General features: G+C 71.0%; 16 protein-coding genes and 1 pseudogene. 14 read left to right on the top strand and 3 right to left on the bottom strand.

Annotated features, from left to right (window positions below; translation table 11 throughout):
* Positions 1 to 93 precede the first annotated feature (93 nt).
* The 4 genes from NCG93_RS08280 to lepB all read left to right on the top strand — a co-directional run bounded on the left by NCG93_RS08280 (position 94) and on the right by lepB (position 4,050).
* Entirely contained in the window at positions 94 to 867 is a 774-nt protein-coding gene (locus NCG93_RS08280; RefSeq protein ID WP_194414449.1) for a hypothetical protein, read from the top strand.
* 14 nt (positions 868 to 881) lie between these two features.
* Positions 882 to 2,783 (top strand): copper amine oxidase, encoded by a 1,902-nt coding sequence (locus tag NCG93_RS08285; RefSeq protein WP_194414448.1) that lies wholly within the window; start codon positions 882 to 884, stop codon positions 2,781 to 2,783.
* Positions 2,784 to 2,854: 71 nt separating this feature from the next.
* A complete protein-coding gene (locus NCG93_RS08290; RefSeq protein ID WP_194414447.1) occupies positions 2,855 to 3,508 on the top strand; it encodes a DUF305 domain-containing protein in 654 nt (217 codons plus the stop codon).
* The gene (gene lepB / locus NCG93_RS08295; protein ID WP_194414446.1) at positions 3,505 to 4,050 is read left to right on the top strand and encodes a signal peptidase I; all 546 of its coding nucleotides are present in this window, start codon (positions 3,505 to 3,507) and stop codon (positions 4,048 to 4,050) included. Before NCG93_RS08290 ends, lepB begins: the two co-directional genes overlap by 4 nt.
* Here lepB and NCG93_RS08300 read toward each other — a convergent pair.
* Together NCG93_RS08300 and NCG93_RS08305 are read right to left on the bottom strand one after the other, a co-directional pair.
* A complete protein-coding gene (locus NCG93_RS08300; protein WP_194414445.1) occupies positions 4,037 to 4,792 on the bottom strand; it encodes an IclR family transcriptional regulator in 756 nt (251 codons plus the stop codon). The two genes, lepB and NCG93_RS08300, sit on opposite strands and share 14 nt — an antisense overlap.
* Positions 4,789 to 6,324 carry an APC family permease gene (locus tag NCG93_RS08305; protein WP_194414444.1) on the bottom strand — a complete coding sequence of 512 codons (1,536 nt, stop codon included), beginning with the start codon at positions 6,322 to 6,324 and terminating at the stop codon, positions 4,789 to 4,791. Before NCG93_RS08305 ends, NCG93_RS08300 begins: the two co-directional genes overlap by 4 nt.
* A 195-nt stretch (positions 6,325 to 6,519) precedes the next feature.
* On the opposite strand from NCG93_RS08305, the gene coaA reads away from it, so the two are divergent.
* From coaA to NCG93_RS08350, 9 genes and pseudogenes are all read left to right on the top strand, one after another.
* Positions 6,520 to 7,488, top strand: a complete 969-nt coding sequence (gene coaA / locus NCG93_RS08310) for a type I pantothenate kinase (RefSeq protein WP_194414443.1) — start codon at positions 6,520 to 6,522, stop codon at positions 7,486 to 7,488.
* A 479-nt stretch (positions 7,489 to 7,967) separates the two neighbouring features.
* Complete coding sequence (glmS, locus tag NCG93_RS08315) at positions 7,968 to 9,818, top strand: glutamine--fructose-6-phosphate transaminase (isomerizing) (protein ID WP_194414442.1); 1,851 nt, start codon at positions 7,968 to 7,970, stop codon at positions 9,816 to 9,818.
* Between the two features lie 212 nt (positions 9,819 to 10,030).
* Positions 10,031 to 10,384 (top strand): annotated as a pseudogene (locus NCG93_RS08320) (holo-ACP synthase); the annotation flags it as partial.
* A gap of 185 nt (positions 10,385 to 10,569) precedes the next feature.
* The gene (alr, locus tag NCG93_RS08325; RefSeq protein ID WP_194414441.1) at positions 10,570 to 11,694 is read left to right on the top strand and encodes an alanine racemase; all 1,125 of its coding nucleotides are present in this window, start codon (positions 10,570 to 10,572) and stop codon (positions 11,692 to 11,694) included.
* A gap of 121 nt (positions 11,695 to 11,815) precedes the next feature.
* Positions 11,816 to 12,340 carry a tRNA (adenosine(37)-N6)-threonylcarbamoyltransferase complex ATPase subunit type 1 TsaE gene (tsaE, locus tag NCG93_RS08330; RefSeq protein WP_194414440.1) on the top strand — a complete coding sequence of 175 codons (525 nt, stop codon included), beginning with the start codon at positions 11,816 to 11,818 and terminating at the stop codon, positions 12,338 to 12,340.
* 77 nt (positions 12,341 to 12,417) lie between these two features.
* Positions 12,418 to 13,179, top strand: a complete 762-nt coding sequence (gene tsaB, locus NCG93_RS08335; protein ID WP_194414439.1) for a tRNA (adenosine(37)-N6)-threonylcarbamoyltransferase complex dimerization subunit type 1 TsaB — start codon at positions 12,418 to 12,420, stop codon at positions 13,177 to 13,179.
* Entirely contained in the window at positions 13,176 to 13,724 is a 549-nt protein-coding gene (gene rimI / locus NCG93_RS08340; protein WP_194414438.1) for a ribosomal protein S18-alanine N-acetyltransferase, read from the top strand. Before tsaB ends, rimI begins: the two co-directional genes overlap by 4 nt.
* Positions 13,721 to 14,788, top strand: coding sequence for a tRNA (adenosine(37)-N6)-threonylcarbamoyltransferase complex transferase subunit TsaD (tsaD, locus tag NCG93_RS08345; RefSeq protein ID WP_194414437.1), 1,068 nt, complete (start codon positions 13,721 to 13,723; stop codon positions 14,786 to 14,788). The genes rimI and tsaD overlap by 4 nt, the downstream gene beginning before the upstream one ends.
* Complete coding sequence (locus NCG93_RS08350; protein WP_194414436.1) at positions 14,785 to 15,498, top strand: DUF4190 domain-containing protein; 714 nt, start codon at positions 14,785 to 14,787, stop codon at positions 15,496 to 15,498. The genes tsaD and NCG93_RS08350 overlap by 4 nt, the downstream gene beginning before the upstream one ends.
* A 115-nt stretch (positions 15,499 to 15,613) precedes the next feature.
* Here NCG93_RS08350 and NCG93_RS08355 read toward each other — a convergent pair whose 3' ends face one another.
* Entirely contained in the window at positions 15,614 to 16,816 is a 1,203-nt protein-coding gene (locus tag NCG93_RS08355) for a THUMP-like domain-containing protein (protein WP_194414435.1), read from the bottom strand.
* A gap of 159 nt (positions 16,817 to 16,975) precedes the next feature.
* Here NCG93_RS08355 and NCG93_RS08360 point away from each other — a divergent pair, with 159 nt between their 5' ends.
* Positions 16,976 to 18,199 (top strand): hypothetical protein, encoded by a 1,224-nt coding sequence (locus NCG93_RS08360; protein ID WP_206687625.1) that lies wholly within the window; start codon positions 16,976 to 16,978, stop codon positions 18,197 to 18,199.
* Positions 18,200 to 18,221 lie beyond the last annotated feature (22 nt).

Here is an 18,221-nt window from a genome sequence, read left to right on the forward strand (position 1 = left end):
ACGCACGAAACATGAGCGCCGCCTCTGGCGAAACGGCCGATCCATAGTGTCGGCACCGCTCGCATTCGCGAGTCCCATCGTCCAGGAGGCCCCATGCAGTCACCACCGAAGAGCCTGCAATCACCACCGAGCGGTACCGGCAAGAAGAGCAGAGCGCCCTTCGTGATCGTCGGCGGCGCGATCGTCGCTGCGGCCGCCATCGTCGGCGGCGTCATCGCGATCCCCGCGGTCAGCGGCGCGTCCGACGCTGTCGCTTCGGGCACCGACGAGGTGCCGTCCGTCACGGGAAAGCCCGCCCTCGGCTCGCCGCGCGACCCGCTCAGCGCCGACGAGCTCGGCTACGCGCTGCATCTCGCCACCGCGGACGCCAGCGTGCCCGGCGACGTCACGTCGGTCGACGGCTCCGAGGCGCCACAGGTGCTCTCGGTCGACGTCTCGACCCGCGACGTCGACCACGCTGAGCGCATCGTCGACGTCGTGCTGTACGACTACACGTCGAACCGCACGATCCTGCAGGCGGTGAACCTCACCACCGGTGGCGTGGAAAGCTCCGCGAGCGCGGGCGTCCAGCCGCCCCCGAGCCCCGACGAGGTCGACTACGCGTTCGGCCTCTTTCTCGACGACGCCGCGGCGAGCGCTGCCGTGCGCGACGAGTTCGCGGCGATCACCGGCACCGCGCTGGAGTCGATCGATCAGCTCGGCGTCAGCGGCGGGACCTTCCTGCCCGACGCCAGCACCATCGGCGGCGAGGCGTGCGCACTCGACCGCTGCGTCGAGATGCAGTTCCGGGTTCCCGGGGGCGGCTACCTCGACACGACGGCCTTCGTCGTCGACCTGTCCGCACACACCGTGATCGGCATCCGATGAGAGGCGCGACCCCCGTGAAGAAGCTCACCCGCACCCTCGCCGTCGCCGCTGCGGCTCTTGCCGTCGCGGCGGGGCTGGCCGTGGTGCCCGCGACCGCAGCCACCGCCGCGGCGCCGACCGTCAACTGCTCGGGCGACGCCCTCATCGAGAAGTCCTTCGACAACGGCACGCAGTGGCAGATGTGCTGGCGTGTCGACAGCAAGAAGGGACTCGTGCTCGAAGGCGTCAACGTGAAGGCGCCGGGCGAAGACGGCTTCCGCCGCGTCATGGACTCGGTCTACCTCGGGCAGCTGCACGTGCCCTACGACACCGGCAAGAACCTGTGGAACGACATCACGTCGTACGGCTTCGGCAACCAGTACCTGCAGAAGCTCAGCGCCGCCGAGTGCGGCGATGGATCCCTCCGCGACGTCGCCCAGACCTGGACGACCACGCGGCGCGGCGAGACCACGACGTGGATGCGCACCATTCCGGCACTGTGCATCACCGACACGACCAGTCCGATGGCGTACCGCTCGCACGAGCAGTCCTGGGGCTCCATCGAGGACGCCCCGCTGTTCACCGCCGACGGACAGGGTTTCAGCCTGCAGATCATCTCGAAGGTCGACTGGTACGAGTATGCGACCAAGGTCGAATTCTCCGATCAGGGCGCGATCTCGTTCGACCTCGGCGCGACGGGCGACGTCTCGTACGAGGACTTCGACGCGGACGCCACCACCGGGTGGCCCATCGGGACGGGAGACACCGCGTTCGCGGCATCCCACTGGCACAACGCCATCTGGCGACTGGACTTCGGTCTCGATGCGCAACAGCAGATGGCCGTGGAACAGTACGACTCGGAGCTGGGCGAGATGGGGGAGAAGGTGCATGTGATGCATACGGCGCCCACCGCGATCACCAGTCCTGCCAGCCTCACCCCGGTCACCGACCTCACCTGGTGGCGGGTGCTCGCGCCGGACAGCCTGAACGCCGACGGCCACGAGCGCTCGTACGAGTTCGTGTTCCCCGGATCGCAGCTCTACCAGGGCGACCCGGTGACGCAGCCGCTGATCTCGTTCACCAACTACAACGCCTGCCAGGAGTACGCGACCAACAACCTCAACACCGCGTGCGCCGAGAAGAACGTGGTCGACTACGTCACGACGGGCGCCGGCCAGACCCTCACCGACCCGGTCGCGTGGGTCAACAGCGGGTTCCACCACGTCGTGCGCGACGAGGACCAGAGCCCGATGCAGACGCACTGGCAGTCGTTCTCGATCATCCCGCGCGACTGGACGAGCCAGTCGATGGGCACCCCCGACGGCCGGTCGTGCATCGACGGCGACCCGGGAGGCGAGATCCATACCGACGAGACGCCCTGCGAGGTCGTCGAGCCCGAGCCGACCGAGACGCCCGACCCGGGTACCACGCCCGACCCGGGTGCGACGCCTGACCCCGGTGCCACCCCCGGCCCGGGCACCACACCCGCTCCGGGGACCGATCCGGGGCAGGGCGGGGAGCCGCCCGCCGGCACCGCGACGGTGAAGCTGTCGACCAAGAGCGTGGCGCCCGGCGGATCGATCGACCTGACCGGCGCGGGCTTCGCGCCGGGCGAGGACATGAAGATCTCGCTGCACTCGGATCCGATCGACCTGGTGACCCTCGTCGCCGACGAGGCGGGCGCCGTAACGGCGACCGTCGAGATCCCGTCGTCGGCAGCTCCGGGAGCCCACCGGATCGTGGCCGTGGGGCAGGAATCGGGCCTCGAGGCATCCGCCGACCTCACTGTCACCGGCACACCGGCGGCGGCCGGACTGGCGTCCACCGGTGGCGTGATCGCCGGGGGAGTCGTGGCGGCCGGACTGCTGCTGGTCGCCGCAGGCGGGGTGCTCCTCGCCCGCCGCCGGCGCACCGCCCACGAGGCACTCGCCTCGTAGTCCCGTGATGACCCGGCCCGCACCCGTGCGGGCCGGGTCATCGCTTCCGACACCCCTCAACGGAGGTCTTCATGCGTCGTCCGGTCGCGGCATCCGTCGCCCTCGCCCTTGCCATCGTCACCGCCGCCCTCGTCGGCGCCCCGGTCGCGATCGCCGCCACCGGTGCGGCGGAGGCGGACGCCGCCGCTGCCGTGAGTGCCGACACGTCGTCGTCGCGGGCGGCTGCCGTGGTGGCCGCCGCGCAACAGGAGGACGACCCCGGCAACGAGCCGAACGAGGCCGACATGGTGTTCGCGGCGATGATGATCCCGCACCACGCCCAGGCCGTCGAGCTCTCGCGCATCCTCGCCGCGACGACCGGCATCGACGACACCTCCGTCGCGCTCGCCGCCTTCATCGAGCGCGATCAGAGCCTGGAGATCGAGCGCATGCAGGCGTGGCTCGACGCCTGGCATGGTGCGGGTGTGCTCGACCACGCGCACACCGGCACGATGGCCGGCATGGCGACGGCGGAGCAGATCGCGCGACTGGACGCCCTCGACGGGGTCGCGGCGGAGCGGCTCTTCCTCGAGCTGATGATCGCCCACCACGAAGGCGCGCTCGCGATGACGCGGGATGTGATCGACGCCGGAGTCAACACCTGGATCCGTGTGCTCGCCAAGCACGTCGCGGCCGAGCAGCAGCGTGAGATCGAGGCGATGACCGCCCGGCTCGGCACGCTGTGACGTCGCTGCGCCGCACCACGGCGGCGGTCCTCGCGGCGGTCCTGGTCGCGGCCGGCGTCGCCGGGGGAGCCGCGGTGTCCGGTCGCACCACCGTGTTCCGGGCCGAGTCCGGCTCGATGGCGCCGGAGATCTCCGAGGGCGACATCGTCGTCGCCGTACGCGCTGACGGCGCCGTCCCCGACCGCGGCGACGTCGTGCTCTTCGACGATCCGGGGGAGTGGGCGCGCGTCGCGGCGCGTCTCACGGGTGTCGATCGCGTCGCACCCACGTTCGTCAAGCGGGTCGTCGGCCTTCCCGGCGAGCGGGTCTCGTGCTGCGACGGCGACGGTCGCGTCATGATCGACGGCGAACCGCTCGCGGAGCCGTACCTCCCCGCGGGCACGACGCTGGCGAGCGTGCTGGCGTTCGATGTCATCGTGCCGCCCGACGCGGTCTTCGTGATGGGCGACAGTCGGTCGGCCTCGATCGACTCTCGCGACCTCGGGCCCGTCCCGCTGCACGATGTCTTCGCGGTGCAGCAGTGGGTGCTCAGGATGCCGTGATCTCGGCGCTCGCCGCGGCGCTCAGGTCGGCCGCCGCGGCGCGCAGCCGATCGAGGTGGCGCGTCGCCGCTTCGAGGCGGCCCGTGGCCGTCGACAGGGCAAGACCGCCGACCAGGCGACCCTCCGCCGAACGCAGTGGCACGGCGACGCATGCGCGCCCGTGTCCGCTGCGTTCGACGTACCAGGAGTAGCCGGCCTCGCCCACCTCGGCTGCGATACGCAGGTGCTCCTTCGGCGCGATGCCCGACGTGCGCGCCGTTGTGACGACTTCACGCACACGCTCGTGATCCGCGGGCGGAGCGGTGGTCGGCACGAATCCGGCGAGCAGCAGTCGTCCGATCGCGGTCGACGCGAGCTGACGGCGGGTGCGCTCGGCGGAGGCGAGGGGCAAGATCGGATCCTCGTCGACGATCACGACCCGGCCGTGTCCGTAGTTCACGAGGTGGATCGCCTCGCCGGTGTCTGCGCGCAGCCCTCCGACGATGTCGGGGACGACCGGGGCATGACTCGGCGCCACCAGGTGCGCGAGCTCGACCACCCGCACTCCGAGCACGAAGCCGTCGAGTTCCGGATGCCGCAGCAGATACTCCTCACTCACCAGCGAGTTGATGAGGCGATACGCGCTGGATCGCGGCATCCCGAGTGCACGGGCGATCCCGTTCGCCGACAGGGACGGGCCCGACCGTGCGACCTCCTCGAGGACCGCGAGCGCCTGCCCGACGCCCGTGCTCGGACCGCTCATGAGTGCGGCAGTCGTTCGCCCGCCGTGGCCAGGGCGTCGGCCGCGACGGGGGTGTCGTAGGCGCCCGCACGGGCCAGCGCGATGCCGCCGGCTCGCAGCCGCACGGTATGTGCGATCGCGGCGGCCGTCGCGATGGCGGTGAGGATGGCCAAAGCGGCGGCGCGATCGCCGTCGATGCCGGCGACCTCCACCGCGGCGACGCCGGCCAGCGCCGCGGCGCCGGCGATCGCGGGCCACGCCTCGCGCAGCGAGAACTCGCCGATGCGCACGAGGTAGGGCACCGCTGCCGCGCAGACGAGGAGGTAGGCCACGACGAACGCCATGCTCGTCGCGAACGCGACCGTGTGATGAAGCAGCGACTGGCGGCCGGCGAGCGTCTGCGCGATCGTTCCTGCGGCCAGCAGCACCCCGACTGCCAGAGCGGCGAGATGCGGCGTCGCGAATCTGCGGGAGGTGCGGCCGAGCCAGCGCGGCACCACGCCTTCGCGCGCCATGGTGAAGAGGAGTCTCACGAGGGCGTTCGAGCACGCCAGCGTGCAGGCGATCCACGACATCGCCACCACAGCGTCGACGGTCGGAGCCATCCACGGCGCTGCGTCGATCGCGATGCCGGAGATGAGCGGCGATGTGCGCCCGCCCGCGCCGCGCGAGATCGCGGTCAGCTGGGCCGCGACGCCGAGAAGGTAAACGACCGCGAGGGCGGCAGCGGTCCACACCAGTGCGCGCGGCACGCTCGCCAGCGGTCGCCGCGCTTCGGGGCCGAGCGCGGCCCCGCTCTCGAAGCCGACGAAGCACACCAGCGCTATGCCGATGCCGGTCGCGAAGGACGAGAGTGACGGGAGCGAGCCCGGATCGGGGAGCAGGGGCGACAGGTCCCAGCCGCTGGCGCTGAGGACGGCGACGGACGCGGCCAGGATGGCGGCCACCGAAACGACCTCGACGACGAGCATCGTTCGGGTCGAGACGCGGGCGCCCCACACGATGGGCGTCACGATGACCGCGACGCACGCGAGCGTGAGCGCGACCGTGGTGGCAGCATCCGTTCCCGTACCCGCCGGCACGGCCTGCGCCGGCCCGGAAACCGCCTGAGCGGACAGGTCGGCGCCCGCCGCGTCGAGCAGCGACGAGATCCGTCGCACACCGCTGCGCAGGGTGTCGATCGCGACGCTGGCATAGCCCAGCGCCATAGCGACTCCGGCGACGATGCCGACGACGGGGCCGAGCCCGCGTGTCACGAACGTGTAGATGCCGCCCGCTGCCGCGATGCGGCGCGTGAACACCGAGATGGACAGTGCCACGAGCATGATGACGCCCGCCGCCACCAGCAGCGCGACGTACGCGAACGACCCGACCGAACCGACGAGCCCACCGGCGGCCGTCAGCAGGATACCCGCCGGTGCCACCGCCGCGACGGACTGGGCGACGAGGTCGAGGGTGGTCACCGATCCCCGGCGCAGACCATGCAGCGGGGATCGGGCGGTGAGGCTGGTCGCCGGCCGAGCCTGCGCGATCGCGTCGCCGAGTGCACTCATCTTCCCTCCGAGGGACACCGTACGAGCGAGAGATTTCTCCCGGAGCACACCTTTGTTTCGCGGCGGTGTCGCGGAGTGGGAAGCGTGAGCTGGCGCGCGAGGACGGACATGGCCGAGGCTACGATCCGCGGGGGTCGACGGACGCCGGGGGTCGCGGCATCCGTCATCTCCGCCGTAGCGGCTACGATGGGCGCGATGTCCGCCGATGAAGCGACCACCTACGAGACAGGTGCGATCACCCCAGTCCTCTCGCTGTACCGCGAGATCGATCGCGCCGACTGGGCGCGTCTGGCCGCCGGGCTGACTCAGCCCCTGAGCGAGACCGAGATCGTCCAGATCCGCGGTCTCGGCGACCGCCTCGACATGGCCGAGGTCGCGCAGGTCTACGTGCCGCTGTCGCGGCTGCTGTCGCTGTACGCGGAGTCGACGAAGCGGCTCGGTGCCGAGGAGTCGGGGTTCCTCGGCGAGGCGGACTCGACGACGCCGTTCATCGTCGGCGTGGCGGGGTCGGTCGCGGTCGGCAAGTCCACGATCGCGCGTCTACTCCGCGAACTCACCTCGCGCTGGCCCGGGACGCCGCGCGTCGAGCTGATCACGACCGACGGCTTCCTCTACCCGAACGCCGAGCTCGAGCGGCGCGGCCTCATGGATCGCAAGGGCTTTCCCGAGTCGTACGACCGCCGGGCGCTGGTGTCGTTCCTCACCGAGGTGAAGAGCGGCGCCCCCGAGGTGCGCGCGCCCTTCTACTCGCACATGCGCTACGACATCGTGCCCGACGCGGTCGTCACGGTGCGCCGCCCCGACATCGTCATCGTCGAGGGCCTCAACGTGCTGCAGCCGCCGCCCACGCCGAACGACGTGGCGGTCAGCGACCTGTTCGACTTCTCGATCTTCGTCGACGCGGATGCCGCGCACATCGCCCAGTGGTACGTGGACCGCTTCCTCGCCCTGCGTCGCGCCGCGTTCAGCAACCCGAACTCGTTCTTCAACGTCTTCGCGCAGCTCTCGGACGAAGAGGCCGTGGAGCGGGCGCTCGGCTACTGGAACACGATCAACCTCCCCAACCTCGAGGAGAACGTGCTGCCGACCCGGCACCGCGCCAACCTCGTGCTGCAGAAGGCCGCCGACCACAAGGTCAAGACGGTCCTGCTCCGGAAGCTGTAGCGCCTAGCCGCGGCGCAGGCGGCGGCCCGCGGCATCCGTCCCGTTCTTGGCGAGTCGCCAAGGAGTGCACCTTGAGCGCGTCGTTGTTGGCGAGTCGCCGGGTTTGGCTGCCGGGTGCCCTGGCCCGCGGCATCGGTCCCGTTCTTGGCGAGTCGCCAAGTTGTGCACCCTGAGTGCGTCGTTGTTGGCGAGTCGCCGGGTTTGGCTGCCGGGTGCCCTGGCCCGCGGCATCGGTCCCGTTCTTGGCGAGTCGCCAAGTTGTGCACCTTGAGTGCGTCATTGTTGGCGAGTCGCCGGGTTCGGGCGATCGGGTGCCACTGGCCCGCGGCATCGGTCCCGTTCTTGGCGAGTCGCCAGGTTGTGCACCTTGAGTGCGTCGTTGTTGGCGAGTCGCCAGATTTGGCGACCGGATGCCCGGGCCCCCGGCATCCGCTATTCGTAAGGGAGCCGCGCAAAACCCCGCCCTTAGCATGGACCGCATGTGTGGAATCGTCGGATACGTGGGCCCGCGGCAGAGCCAGGCCGTCTTGATCTCGGGGCTCTCCCGGCTCGAGTACCGCGGCTATGACTCCGCCGGAATCGCCGTGATCGACGGCGACGGGGGTCTGGGCATGCGCAAGCGTGCCGGCAAGCTGCAGGTGCTGCGCGACGACCTCGCGGCCCGCCCGCTCGCGGACGGCACCACCGGCATCGGCCACACCCGCTGGGCGACCCACGGCGGCCCCACCGACGGCAACGCGCATCCGCACCTCGCGGACGACGACAAGCTCGCCGTCATCCACAACGGCATCATCGAGAACTTCTCCGAGCTCAAGGAAGAGCTGCTCGCCGGCGGCTTCACCTTCCGCAGCGAGACCGACACCGAGGTGGCGGCCGTGCTGCTGGGTCGCGAGTACGAGCGCACCGGGGATCTGGTCGAGGCCTTCCGCGCCGTGGTCACGCGCCTCGAGGGTGCGTTCACGCTGCTCGCGATGCACCAGGACCAGCCCGGGCTCGTCGTCGGCGCGCGCCGCAACTCGCCGCTCGTCATCGGGCTGGGCGAGGGAGAGAACTTCCTGGGCTCGGACGTCGCCGCCTTCGTCGAGCACACGCGCAACGCCCTCGCGATCGGCCAGGACCAGATCGTCGCGATCACGCCCGCGGGCGTCGAGGTCACCGACTTCGCGGGCAACGCGGTCGAGGTCGAGCCGTTCGAGGTGACCTGGGATGCCGCCGCCGCCGAGAAGGGCGGCTGGTCGTCGTTCATGGCGAAGGAGGTGTCCGAAGAGCCGGACGCCGTCGCCAACACGCTCCGCGGCCGCATCCGCGACGGCCAGGTCGTCATCCCCGAGCTCGACGGCCTCGACGAGCTGTTCGCCGGCATCTCGCGCATCATCGTCATCGCCTGCGGCACCGCTGCCTACGCGGGCCAGGTCGGCAAGTACGCGATCGAGCAGTGGACCCGCATCCCGGTCGACGTCGAGCTCGCGCACGAGTTCCGCTACCGCGACCCGGTGATCGGGCCCGACACCCTCGTGGTGTCGATCAGCCAGTCCGGCGAGACCATGGACACGCTCATGGCCGTGAAGTACGCCCGGGAGCGCGGCGCGAAGACGCTGTCGATCTGCAACACCCAGGGCGCCACGATTCCGCGCGAGTCCGACGCGATCGTCTACACGCACGCCGGCCCCGAAGTGGCTGTCGCTTCGACCAAGGCGTTCGTCGCGCAGATCACCGCCCTGTACCTGATGGGCCTGCACATCGGTCGCATCCGCGGGTCGGTCGCCGCTGCGGATGCCGCCGAGCACGTGCGCGAGCTCGAGGCGATCCCGGGCAAGATCGCGCAGATCCTCGAGCGCGAGCAGCCCCGCATCGAGCAGTTCGCCTCGTGGATGGCGGACACGCGGTCGGTGCTGTTCCTCGGGCGCCACGTCGGCTACCCGATCGCCCTCGAAGGCGCGCTCAAGCTCAAGGAACTCGCATACATCCACGCTGAAGGTTTCGCCGCCGGCGAGCTCAAGCACGGACCCATCGCCCTCATCGAGCCCGGCCAGCCGGTGTTCGTGATCGTGCCCTCGCCGCGCAAGTCGGCTGAGATGCACAAGAAGGTGATCTCGAGCATCGAGGAGATCCGCGCCCGCGGCGCCCGCGTCATCGCGATCGCCGAAGAGGGCGACGCGGCAGTGCTCCCCAAGGCCGACGAGGTGCTGCGCATCCCGCTCGCGGACCCGTTCTTCGAGCCCCTGCTCGCCGTCGTTCCGCTGCACATCTTCGCGATGGGCCTCGCGACCGCCAAGGGCCTCGACGTCGACCAGCCCCGCAACCTGGCCAAGTCCGTCACCGTCGAGTAGGCGCGTCTCCGGCGAGTGACCGCGCTGCGCCCGTGCTGGGGCCGAGCTGCGCCCGCGGTGCGCCGTGACTTGGCGTATATGTACGCGACACCCTGGCGTGTCGCGTACATATACGCCAAGTCATCGAGGCGGGGCGGGAGACGGGGGGCGGGCTCCCTGACGCGGCGCGATAGGGTGACGGATGCCGCGCACCGGCGCGGCAGGAGGTGCATGTGATCGTCGGAATCGGCGTCGACCTCGTCGACATCCCGCGGTTCGAACGGACCATCGAGCGGACGCCGAAGCTGCTCGACCGACTGTTCTCGGAGGCAGAGCGTGCGCTGAAGCCGCACTCGCTCGCCGCGCGCTACGCGGCCAAGGAAGCGCTCATCAAGGCGCTGGGCGGCTCGGACGGGGTGCACTGGACCGAGATCGAGGTCGTGTCCGAGGCATCCGGTCGGCCCGTGTTCTCGCTCTGCGGGTCGACCGCCCGCGTCGTCGCGGACCGCGGCATCGTCGCGGTGCACCTGTCGCTCTCGCACGACGCCGGCCTCGCGACCGCGTACGTGATCGCCGAGTCCGCCGAGCCCTCGGTGGTGCCGCCCGGCCCTTCGGACTCGCCGAACCAGGGGATCCGCGCCGAGACCGGGCGCGGCGCCACCGGTCTCGACGAGAATCCCCTGTCTCGACGCCCGTCGGGCGCCCCGGACCATGCCCCGACCCCGACCCCGACCCTTGCCCCGACCCCGGCCCCGAACCCGGAGGAACCCGCATGAGCCGCCTGCCCGCTGGGGCGCTGCGCGAGGCCGTCGTCGACGTCGGCGCCATCGAGGACAACGTGCGGCACCTCCGCCGGCTCACCGCCTCGGAGATCATCGCCGTCGTCAAGGCCGACGGCTACGGCCACGGCGCGGTCCGCTCGGCGTTCGCGGCCCTCGCCGGCGGTGCAACGCGCCTGGGCGTCTCCGACATCACGGAGGCGATCGCGCTGCGCCGTGCGGGCATCGACGCACCGATCGTCGCGTGGCTGCACGCGCCGGGAGCCGACTTCGCCGAGGCGGCCGCCCTCGGGATCGAGCTCGGCATCTCGAGCCTCGCGCAGCTGCAGCAGGCGGCGGCCGCGGCATCCGCAGATCGTCCCGTCGGGGTGCACCTCAAGCTCGAGACGGGCCTCTCACGCAACGGCATCGCGCCCGATGCCTACCGCGTGGTGTTCGCCGAGGCCGCCCGGCTCGAGCGGATCGGGCGGGTGCGCGTCATCGCGCTGTTCAGCCACCTCTCCAACGCCTCGGTCGACGACGACCGGGCCGCGCTGCGGGCCTTCGAGGAGGGCGTCGGCGTCGCCGCCTCGCTCGGACTCGCCCCGCCGCTCCGCCACCTCGCCGCGACACATGCGGCCATCGACCTGCCCGAGTCGCGGCTCGGCTGCGTGCGGATAGGCATCGGACTGTATGGGCTGTCGCCGTTCGACGACCGATCCTCGGCCGACCTGGGCCTTCGGCCCGCGATGACACTGCACGGCGCGGTGGCGGCGGTGCGCCGCGTGCCCGCCGGCAAGGGCGTCTCGTACGGCTACGACTACCGCACCGAGCGCGACACGACGCTCGCGCTCGTGCCGCTCGGCTATGCCGACGGCGTGCCGCGACAGGCGTCGGGCGCGGGACCCGTGGTGATCGGCGGTCGGCGCTTCACGGTCGCGGGCCGCGTCGCGATGGACCAGTTCGTCGTCGACGTCGGCGACTCGCCCGTCGCCGTCGGCGACGAGGTCGTGCTGTTCGGCGATCCCACACTGGGCGCGCCCGCCGCGACGGAATGGGCGGATGCCGCGGGCACCATCAACTACGAGATCGTCACGCGCGTCGGACCCCGCGTGCCGCGTCGGCGGGTGTCGGAATGAGCGCGCTCGGCGTTCCGTTCTCAGGAGGGATGCAGCGGCCCCGGCCGGGCGCCCGCGTGATTCCGCGGCCCGCGCAACGGTCGGGGACCAGAGGTCTTGAGAACGGTACGAGGGAGGCGCGATGAGCGGGGGAATCGACGCGCTCGTGGGCACACGCGAGATCACCTCGCCGGACGCCATGGAGGCGCTCGGCGAGGAGATGGGACGGATGCTGCGCCCCGGCGACATGGTGGTGCTCACCGGTCCGCTCGGGGCGGGGAAGACGACGCTCACCCGTGGCATCGGGCGCGGGCTGGGCGTGCGGGGACCGATCCAGAGTCCCACCTTCGTCCTCGCGCGGACCCACCCCTCGCTGGTCGGCGGCACGCCGCTGGTGCACGTCGACGCGTACCGGCTGGGGTCGGCGGCCGAGCTGGACGACCTCGACATCGACTTCGACGGCTCGGTGGTCATCGTGGAGTGGGGCCGCGGACTGGTCGACGGCATCCGCGACCACTGGTGGGAGGTCGAACTGGACCGCGAGTGGCACGGGCGCGGGCAGGACGACGCCTGCTACGGCGTCGCGCACGAAGCGGACCTCGACGCCGACGCGCCCCGGCTCGTGCACATCGCCCGGCACGAAGCATCCGGTCGATCCGCTCGCTGAGCGCGGACCGCAGTGACGAGACGAGGCGTCGTCGCTCGCTCAACGACCGGTGCTGACACGCCGACTACCCTGGGAGGGTGATCCTCGGCATCGACACGTCGCTCGGCTCCGCAGTGGCGGTGGTCGAGCCCGACGGCGTCATCCGCTCCGAGGCGCGCAGCCTCGACCCGCGCGGCCACGCCGAGGCCATCGGCACGCTGCTCGAACGGGCGATGGCGGAGGCATCCGTCACTCCCTCCGACATCACGCACATCGCTGCCGGAATGGGACCCGGGCCGTTCACCGGGCTGCGCGTCGGCGTCGCGGCCGCCCGTGCGTTCGCCCTCGGGCGCGGCCTGCCGGTCGTACCGGTCGTGAGCCACGACGCCGTCGCGCTCGAGCTGCTCCTCCACAGCGCCCTGACCGCCGACTGGGGCTTCGTCGGCGACGTCGAGGACGGGGCGGCCGAGACGTTCGCGGTCGTGACCGACGCGCGCCGGCGCGAGTTCGCCTACACGCTCTATCGCGGCATCGACGATGACGGCCTGCCCATCCGGGTGGCCGAGCCCGCCCTCGTTCCGCGTGACGAGCTCGATGCCGTGCTCGCGGCCGCGGGGGCCAAGCGTCGTGAGGCCGACCGGATCCCCGCCGCGATGCTCGCGCTGGCCGCGGCCCGCGCCCTGTCGGCCGGCCGGACCGTCGGCCCCGACGACGCGCTCTACCTCCGCTCGCCCGACGTCACGCTGCCTCACGCTCCGAAACGCGTGAACCTGCCGGCCGCGAGCGGGCGGGCCGCGAACGGGCGGTCCGCCGCCGCCGCACCGCCGGCTCCGGCCGTGCGAGGGCAGGACCCGGCATGACCCTGCGCGCGGCCACGCCCGCCGACCTCGCCGCGATCATGAAGCTCGAGCGGGCATCGTTTCCGACCGATGCGTGGTCCGAGGCGATGATGCGCGAGGAGCTGACTTCGCCCCACGGGTGGTATGTCGTCGACGAGGAGGCCGGCCGGCTCGTCGGGTACGCGGGGCTGCGTGCTGTGAAGAGTGCGACGGATGCCGACATCCAGACCATCGCGATCGCCGAGGGTGCGCGTGGGCGAGGCCGCGGGCGCACGATGCTGCGGGCACTGCTCGCGGAGGCGGCCCGCCGCGGCGCCGCACACGTCTTCCTCGAGGTGCGCGACGACAATCCGGTGGCTCAGGGACTGTACGCGTCGGAGGGTTTCGCCGAGATCGGCCGGAAGCCCCGCTACTACCAGCCCGACGACGTCGACGCCGTCGTCATGAAGCTGGACGTGCGAGGGTGGCGCAGCGCTTCGGCCCCGGACGATGACGGCGTGGTGACGAGTGGGGGCTCGGCGACCCGCGGGGCTCCGGGCGCTGCGGACGGAGGGGTGTGCACGTGAACCGGGCCGAACCGCTGGTGCTCGGCATCGAGACGAGTTGCGACGAGACCGGCATCGGCATCGTCCGCGGCCGCACGCTCCTGTCGAACACGATCGCGAGCTCGATGGACGAGCACGCCCGCTACGGCGGCGTCGTGCCGGAAGTCGCCGCCCGTGCGCACCTCGAAGCGCTGCAGCCGTCGATCGAGGCGGCGCTCGCCGAGTCGGGGGTCGCGCTCGCGGACCTCGACGCCGTCGCGGTGACGAGCGGTCCCGGCCTCGCGGGAGCACTGATGGTCGGCGTCGGCGCCGCCAAGGCGCTCGCCGTGTCGCTCGAGAAGCCCCTCTACGCCGTCAACCACCTCGTCGGCCACATCGCGGCCGACATCCTCGATGACCAGGCACCGCCGTTGGAGTACCCCACCGTGGCGCTGCTGGTCAGCGGCGGGCACACCTCGCTGCTCCTCGTGCGCGATCTCACCACCGACGTGGAGCTCCTCGGCGAGACGATGGACGACGCCGCCGGCGAGGCGTTCGACAAGGTCGCGCGGCTGCTCGGACTGCCGTACCCCGGAGGGCCCGAGATCGATCGGGCCGCGGCATCCGGGGACAACACGGCGATCCCGTTCCCCCGTGGACTGTCGCGGGCGTCCGACATGGCGGGACACCGCTACGACTTCTCGTTCTCGGGGCTGAAGACGGCGGTCGCCCGTTGGGTCGAGCTACGGGAGGCGGCGGGGGAGCAGGTTCCGATCGCGGACGTCGCGGCGAGCTTCCGCGAGGCCGTCGTCGACGTGCTCGTCACCAAGGCTCTGGCCGCGTGCCGCGACTACGGCGTACCGCGGCTGCTGCTCGGCGGCGGCGTCATCGCCAACCGACGTCTGCGAGAGGTGGCGCTGGAACGCGCCGCGGCCGAAGGCGTCACCGTGCGCATTCCGCCGCTGTCGCTCTGCACCGATAACGGGGCCATGATCGCCGCGCTCACCTCCGAGCTGATCATGGCGGGCCGCGCGCCGTCGACGTTGGAGTTCGGGGCCGACTCGACGCTGCCGGTCACCGAGATCCAGGTGGCGGAATCGGCATGACGGACGAACGGATGCCGCGGCCTGCCGCCGCCGCCCCTCCCGAGCCTGTGGAATCAGGCGTGGGGGAGTCCGAGCGCCCGGTGGACGACCCGACTGTGACGCCCGTCGTGCCGGAGCCTGCCCCGGCGCCCGCCGAGGCGCAGGCTGCGCCGGAGGCAGCCCCGGAAGCGCTGGCCCCGGCCGCGCCCGCCGCGGCCGAGCCCGCTCCTGAGACCGCGGAACCCGCTGAGGCGACCGAGCCGGCCACACCGCCCGCGCCTCGGCCCGAACGTGCGGAGCCGTTCGTGTCGTCGGTGTCGCCCGACGTGGATCTCGCGCAGGACGCCTCGCCGCTGCCCGGGGCGCATCGGGGAGGATTCCAGCGACTGCCCACGGCGCCGGTCGCCGTCACCGTCGAGACGGCGCCTGCTGAACCGGGCGGTGAGTTCACGCCCGATGACTCGTCGTGGCAGGCGACGGACTCGGCGTTCCACAGCGGTCTGGCGGGCTGGGCTCTCGCCTTCGCGGTCGTCGGTCTCATCGTGTCGATGTTCGTGGGCTGGGGTTTCCCCATCGGGTTGGTGGCCGTGGTCTCGGCCATCATCGCGCTGCGGCGCCCGCTCGAGAACCGCGCCGTCGCGGTATGGGCGATCGCCCTCGGCACCCTGTCGATCCTGTACAGCGCGGGCTGGCTGCTCTACACCGCCCTGCGCGCGAACCTCCTCGGCTGACGCGGTTTCGGGTTTGGGGCGCATCCCGTGCGTTCGGGGCGTGCGGCGTGCGCCCCCGATCGACGCGATGCGCCCCGAACCCCTGTCGATGACGCCGAACGCGCCGGGAGGCAGGTCAGACGCGGTCGGCGAGGATCGCGGTTCGCCGGTTCCCGATGCGGGTGAGCAGCAGGGTCGCCGACTCGGATCCGCGAAGCTTCAGGCGCGGGCGCAGGACGGCGGGGTCGACATCCACCCCGCGCTTCTTGATCTCCAGGCGCCCGATGTCACGCTCCCGCAGAGCCTTCGAGAGCGCCTTCACGTCCGCCGGCAGCACCTCGCGCACGCGGAAGGTCGAGACGAACGGCGACGTGAGGGCGGCATCCGACGTGAGGTAGGCGATGTGCTCGTCGAGCATTCCGGCCTCGAGGCTTCGGGCGACATCGCCGATGAGACGGGCACGGATGACCGCCCCGTCGGGCTCGTGCAGGTAGGCGCCGAGCTCGCGAGCGGGCTCGTCCGCGGCATCCGTGTCGGCCGTCAGCTCGTGCGCCCGCGCGCCCTCACCGCCGTCACTGCGGATCACGAGGGCCGCTCGGCGCACGCCCTCGCGCGCCAGCGCGCCCGACCACAGCACCAGTTCGACGGTCGACCCGTCGGCGCTCACCCACTGCGCCTCGACGTCGTCGGGGATGAGCTCGCGATCGAGCCCGGGGCCGAGCTTCACGCCGGTCGGGAGGCGTCGCGCCACCTCGAGGACCCAATCCAACGACGGTGACCAGTCGTCGGGACGGGTGCGGCTGGTCTCCGTGTGGCCGGCGGTCCGTCGTGCGGGGTCGAGCCAGACGGCGTCGATGCCGGCGAGGTCGGTGTCCTGGGCGCTGCCGTGTCGCACCTCGACATCGGTGCCGAACGGGGCGAGGTTGTACGCGGCGATCCCCGCCGTCACCTCGTCGGCATCGACGGCGGTGACACGCAGTCCGAGTCCGGCGAGCCCCAGCGCATCGCCGCCGATCCCGCAGCCGAGGTCGGCGACGTGAACGAAGCCGGCGTCGCGGAAGCGGGCCGCGTGACGGGCGGCGATCGACAGCCGCGTCGCCTGCTCGAGCCCGGCGCGGGTGAAGAGCATCCGGTCGGCGAAGTCGCCGAACTTCGCCCTGGCGCGCGTGCGGAGGCGGGCCTGCCCCACGACGGCAGACACGAGCTCGGGGGAGTGGCCGTCACGGCGCAGGCGCGTCACGGCGCGCGCGACGTCGTCGGACGAGTCGACCGGCGCCATCGCGTCGAGGAGCCGGAGCCCCTCTGGCGTCAGGAGCGCTTCGAGTTCGGAGAGTTCCACCCGCCGAGCCTACGGCCCGTCGCCGGTGCGCAGGGAACCCCGTCGGAACCCCGTACGCCCCCGTGCGGAGTGCGGGGTTTGCTCCCGATGCCGGGGGGAGCGGCGGTCAGCAGACTCTGATCAAGAGCCGACTGGCACCTGTCAAGAGAGAAGATCATCATGGCCGACGACAACACCAACCTGCTGGGTCTTCAGACCAACGTGGATCTGGCGGACTCGCTCAACGACAACTCGGATAACTCGGACAACTCGGACAACTCCGACAACTCCGACAACTCGAACAACTCGACGAACGACTCGATGAACGACAACTCCGACAACTCGGACAACTCCGACAACTCGGACAACTCCGACAACTCGGACAACTCCGACAACTCGGACAACTCCGACAACTCCGACAACTCCGACAACTCCGACAACTCCGACAACTCGGTCGATCTCGATGTCGAGGACTCGGGGAACACGGAGGACTCGTACAACGACAACTCCGACAACTCGGACAACTCCGACAACTCGGACAACTCCGACAACTCCGACAACTCGGACAACTCGACGAACGACTCGTACAACGACAACTCGACCGACGTGGACGTCGCGATCACCGACTCGTTCAACGACGACCACTCCAACAACTGGGACACCGATGTCGACATCACCGACTCGTTCAACCAGCAGACCCTCAACGACCACTCGATCACGACGGGCGTGAGGCAGTACTCGACCGGTTTCCGTGACCTGAACCTCGGCGGCGGCGCCGGCGGCGCGGGCCTGGCAGCGGGTGCGGGAGCGATGACCGTCGACAACCGGTCTGCGATCTTCGACCAGTCGGTCAACCAGAACATCTGGGCGAACGACTCGGGCGGGGTGTTCCAGGTCTTCGGACAGCAGGGTGGCATGGCTTCGGGCGACCACGCCGTCGCTGCGGGCGATGACGCCGACGTCGACAACTCGACGAACTGGGACATCGACGTCGACATCGAGGACTCGTTCAACCCTGTCGACGTGGCGATCTCCGACTCGTTCCAGGACAACTCGGACAACTCCGACAACTCGGACAACTCGGATAACTCGGACAACTCCGACAACTCCGACAACTCGGACAATTCGGACAACTCCACGAACTGGGACGTCGACACCGAGATCAACGACGCGTTCAACGACAACTCGACGAACACCGACATGGACGTCGACCTCGACGACTCGTTCAACCAGGACAGCTCGACGAACACCGACATCGACGACTCGTTCCAGGACAACTCGCTGGACGCCGATCTGACGGTGGACGACTCGTTCAACGAGTACGACACCGAGATCGACGTCGAACTCGACAACGACGGCATCGTGAACAGCCCCGACGCCGCTCAGACAGAGTTCGACCTGTAGGAGCCCTGGGGAGGGTGGCGTG

The sequence above is a fragment of the Microbacterium yannicii genome (assembly GCF_024055635.1).
In the GTDB taxonomy this organism is placed as follows: Bacteria; Actinomycetota; Actinomycetes; order Actinomycetales; family Microbacteriaceae; genus Microbacterium; species Microbacterium yannicii.